This window comes from Streptococcus sp. 2106, assembly GCF_013277315.1.
GTDB lineage: Bacteria > Bacillota > Bacilli > Lactobacillales > Streptococcaceae > Streptococcus > Streptococcus pseudopneumoniae.
Map to the genome: position 1 here is coordinate 1 of NZ_VMMS01000106.1, position 3,514 is coordinate 3,514.

Consider the following 3,514-nt stretch of genomic DNA (forward strand, 5'->3'; position numbering starts at 1 on the left):
TGATTTTAGTCCAGTATTAGTTATTAAAACACCCAAATACGTCACTACAAATAGAATATCAACCAATAAATGCCAAGCAGGAAGCTCCCCAATCACTACAGGTAGGATGGGAAAAAGCATAAAAATCAAACTGGCCCAAAACATATAGTGTATGCTTTTCAGTCTTTCAAGCATTAAGCATTCTCCTTATGACCTTGAAGGTAAATAGTCAAACCAAATAAAACTGCTGAAAAAACAAGTAAATAAACTGTGGCTGATAGATTGATGCCACCCTTGTTTAAGAAGGTCTTGAGCAACTCCATCAACTGATAGGTCGGGAGACACTTACCGACTGCTTGCATCCAGTCTGGAAATAAAGAGATAGGCATCCAGAGCCCACCTAAAACAGCCAAGCCAAGGTAAAGAAGATTGCCCACGACAGACATCAGCTGACTAGTTGGTAAGAGAGTCAAGGCCAAGCCAAGCGCTACAAAAGCAATACTTCCCATAATCAGCAAAATCGCAGCTCCAACCCAGCTTGCTAAAGGCATATCCACACCTCTTACAAAATGCCCAACTGAGAAAACCACCAAGATTGAAACCAAATAATCAACCAGCATACTTGTTATCTTTGATAGATAATATTCTACCATATTTACAGGACTATGACGTAATGTTTTCTGCCAGTTGTTGATCTTATCGGTATGTAAGACAGCTGGTAATGAAAAGATAGCTGTCGACATCATGGAAAAGGCCGTCATGGAGATGAGGTAAGCACGCATAAAATTCGCTGGTCCACCTGGTGTCTCCTGGTACATGCCAGAAAAGAATAAATAGAAAGCTGTCGGCATCCCTACTGATAATAAATAATAGACTGATTGCCGTTTGGTCAATAGAAATTCTATCTTGTTTAGTGCCATCCATCGTTTCATCTTAGTCATCTCCTTTTTGCGTTTCTTCAAAGATTGTATCCAGCAAACTACGATTATTAACTTCAATTTCTTGTATGCTACATCCTGCTTGAACTAACAGTTCCCAGAAAGCATCTGCTTCTCGTGTGACTACTTGCAGAGCATCTTGTTTTTGAGTCCATTTTTCAACCAAGTTAGACTGCTCAACGACTTCCTTATAAGATATAGGGAGGATAAAGTGCTTTTCTATTTCCTCGCTACGCATGGCTAGTGGTGTCGTATCGCGAATCAACTCTCCCTTATTTAAGAGCAAAATGCGGTCTGCGGTGTGTTCCACTTCCTCAATATAATGGGACGAATAGAGAATGGTGACTCCCTGCGCTTTTAGCTCCTGAACAATTTCCCAAAAGCGTTGACGAGTTGAAGTATCCATGGCAGCAGTTGGTTCATCTAAAAAGACAAGCTTTGGTCGCCCAATCAAGGTCAAGACAAAAGAGAAGAGACGCTTTTGCCCGCCTGACAATTTTTCTGCGAATTGCTCTTTCTGTTGCTGATTAAACTGCAATAGTTGATCGATTTCCTGATTGCTCAAGGAATTTGGATAAATTTTTTGAAAGAAAGCAATCAACTCTTTTACCTTTAGTTTCTGAACGATTACATTCTCTTGAGGGAGGTAGGATCTTGTATAGTCTAACTGAGAACTCGTTACTGGTAAACCTTTAATAGATACTTGACCGCTGGAGACCAATTTATCTCCGAGCAAACAGTCCAAGAGTGTGGTCTTTCCTGCTCCGTTTGGCCCAATCATGGCAACACATTCACCTTCAGCTATCTCAAAGGAAATATCCTTCAAAATAGCCTTACCCTTGATGTTTTTATGTAAGCCTTGTACCTTAATCATGTTCATAATATTCTCCTTTCAATCACTCCATTCCCATAGGGAAAACGACGAAAATCATAAATCCAAAACCCCAAGCACCACGGATGAATTGGTAAAGGAAGTCTTGATCAAACCAACCTGTAAACATTTCTACCAACCATACCAAGAGTGACAGACCAATAAAGAGATAGATAATCGCTTTTTTCATTCCTCAAACTCCTTTTTCACATCTCCGACTAATTTCAAACCTTCTCTAACAAGCCAAGACATCATTCCAAATCCAGCAAAGACCTCCCAAGGAAAATGATAGAAATCCTCATCCAATCCCGAAAACATGAGATAGGTCATAACTCCTGCTGCTACTAGACTTACAGCGATAATCATTTTATTTCTTATCTCTTCTTCCTCCATTTGGTACTACAATTATAGTCTTTTGAAATCAGAGGAGATAGAAGCTTCTGTCACTAGAAAATATGACAAATGTCATAAAAAATTATGTTCAAAACAAGCAAGATACACTATACAATAAAACACAATTAGAAAAATCTAAGGCAACTTCCTCAAAAGAGATATCAAACCCAATTCACACCATAATGTAAACTAATACTTATTTAAAATCAAAAAAAGTAGAAATTTTTATCAGGCAAACACATATATTATACGTTGAACAAAACCCTTCTATTGCTTTCTTAAAAATTTATAGGAGGCTAAATTTATAAGAGTTATATAATAAAATAAAATAAGAATCGAACAATTTAATTTTGGAATCCAAATCAATTTATAACAATATTTTAGAAGAGATGTTATACTATTCCAAATTCAATTTAATATAAAATCTGTTAAATTTCAATGTGGTTACCTAAACTACGGTATTTATTGAAAAGACTGGAGACAAAAAGTATACGCTGCCAAAATGAATTACTGAAAATCAAAAAAAGAGAACCAAACTGATTCTCTCTTAATGTATATAATATCTAGTTTTAAAAATACACACTCACATATCTCTGTAATGAATCGGGAAGACAGGATTCGAACCTGCGACACCTTGGTCCCAAACCAAGTACTCTACCAAGCTGAGCTACTTCCCGAGTTAAATAGAAAAATGCACCCTAGAGGAGTCGAACCTCTAACCGCCTGATTCGTAGTCAGGTACTCTATCCAGTTGAGCTAAGGGTGCTCATTATATTATGCCGAAGACCGGAATCGAACCGGTACGATCGTTACCAATCGCAGGATTTTAAGTCCTGTGCGTCTGCCAGTTCCGCCACCCCGGCCTCTCTAAGCGAACGACGGGATTCGAACCCGCGACCCCCACCTTGGCAAGGTGGTGTTCTACCACTGAACTACGTTCGCACTATTTTCTTCTATCTAAAAATGCCGGCTACATGACTTGAACACGCGACCCTCTGATTACAAATCAGATGCTCTACCAACTGAGCTAAGCCGGCTCATTTATTATATCTCAATGCGGGTTAAGGGACTTGAACCCCCACGCCGTTAAGCGCCAGATCCTAAATCTGGTGCGTCTGCCAATTCCGCCAAACCCGCAGATATGACCCGTACTGGGCTCGAACCAGTGACCCATTGATTAAAAGTCAATTGCTCTACCAACTGAGCTAACGAGTCTAAAATAACTTGCGTTACCTTAAACGGTCCCGACGGGAATCGAACCCGCGATCTTCGCCGTGACAGGGCGACGTGATAACCGCTACACTACGGGACCTTTGGGAGTTAACGGGATCGA

General features: G+C 39.7%; 4 protein-coding genes, 8 tRNA genes and 1 pseudogene. All 13 read right to left on the reverse strand.

Annotation, left to right across the window (positions count from 1 at the left end):
- Positions 1-174 (reverse strand): annotated as a pseudogene (locus HT723_RS10280) (sensor histidine kinase); the annotation flags it as partial.
- The gene (locus HT723_RS10285; RefSeq protein ID WP_172935148.1) at positions 174-911 is read right to left on the reverse strand and encodes an ABC transporter permease; all 738 of its coding nucleotides are present in this window, start codon (positions 909-911) and stop codon (positions 174-176) included. The pseudogene HT723_RS10280 and the gene HT723_RS10285, both read right to left, overlap by 1 nt.
- Before the next feature lies 1 nt (position 912).
- Positions 913-1,797: an ABC transporter ATP-binding protein gene (locus HT723_RS10290; protein ID WP_172935149.1), complete on the reverse strand. Its 885-nt coding sequence runs from the start codon at positions 1,795-1,797 to the stop codon at positions 913-915.
- A gap of 16 nt (positions 1,798-1,813) precedes the next feature.
- Positions 1,814-1,978, reverse strand: a complete 165-nt coding sequence (locus HT723_RS10295; protein WP_000709172.1) for a hypothetical protein — start codon at positions 1,976-1,978, stop codon at positions 1,814-1,816.
- A complete protein-coding gene (locus tag HT723_RS10300) occupies positions 1,975-2,181 on the reverse strand; it encodes a hypothetical protein (RefSeq protein ID WP_007284993.1) in 207 nt (68 codons plus the stop codon). Before HT723_RS10300 ends, HT723_RS10295 begins: the two co-directional genes overlap by 4 nt.
- A 603-nt stretch (positions 2,182-2,784) precedes the next feature.
- Positions 2,785-2,858 (reverse strand) — tRNA-Pro (locus tag HT723_RS10305).
- Positions 2,859-2,873: 15 nt separating this feature from the next.
- Positions 2,874-2,947 (reverse strand) — tRNA-Arg (locus tag HT723_RS10310).
- A gap of 11 nt (positions 2,948-2,958) precedes the next feature.
- A tRNA-Leu gene (locus HT723_RS10315) sits at positions 2,959-3,044 on the reverse strand.
- A 7-nt stretch (positions 3,045-3,051) separates the two neighbouring features.
- Positions 3,052-3,123 (reverse strand) — tRNA-Gly (locus tag HT723_RS10320).
- Between the two features lie 22 nt (positions 3,124-3,145).
- Positions 3,146-3,218, reverse strand: a tRNA-Thr gene (locus HT723_RS10325).
- Positions 3,219-3,236: 18 nt separating this feature from the next.
- Positions 3,237-3,318: transfer RNA gene (locus tag HT723_RS10330), tRNA-Leu, on the reverse strand.
- Positions 3,319-3,323: 5 nt separating this feature from the next.
- Positions 3,324-3,396 (reverse strand) — tRNA-Lys (locus HT723_RS10335).
- A gap of 24 nt (positions 3,397-3,420) precedes the next feature.
- Positions 3,421-3,493: transfer RNA gene (locus HT723_RS10340), tRNA-Asp, on the reverse strand.
- Positions 3,494-3,514 lie beyond the last annotated feature (21 nt).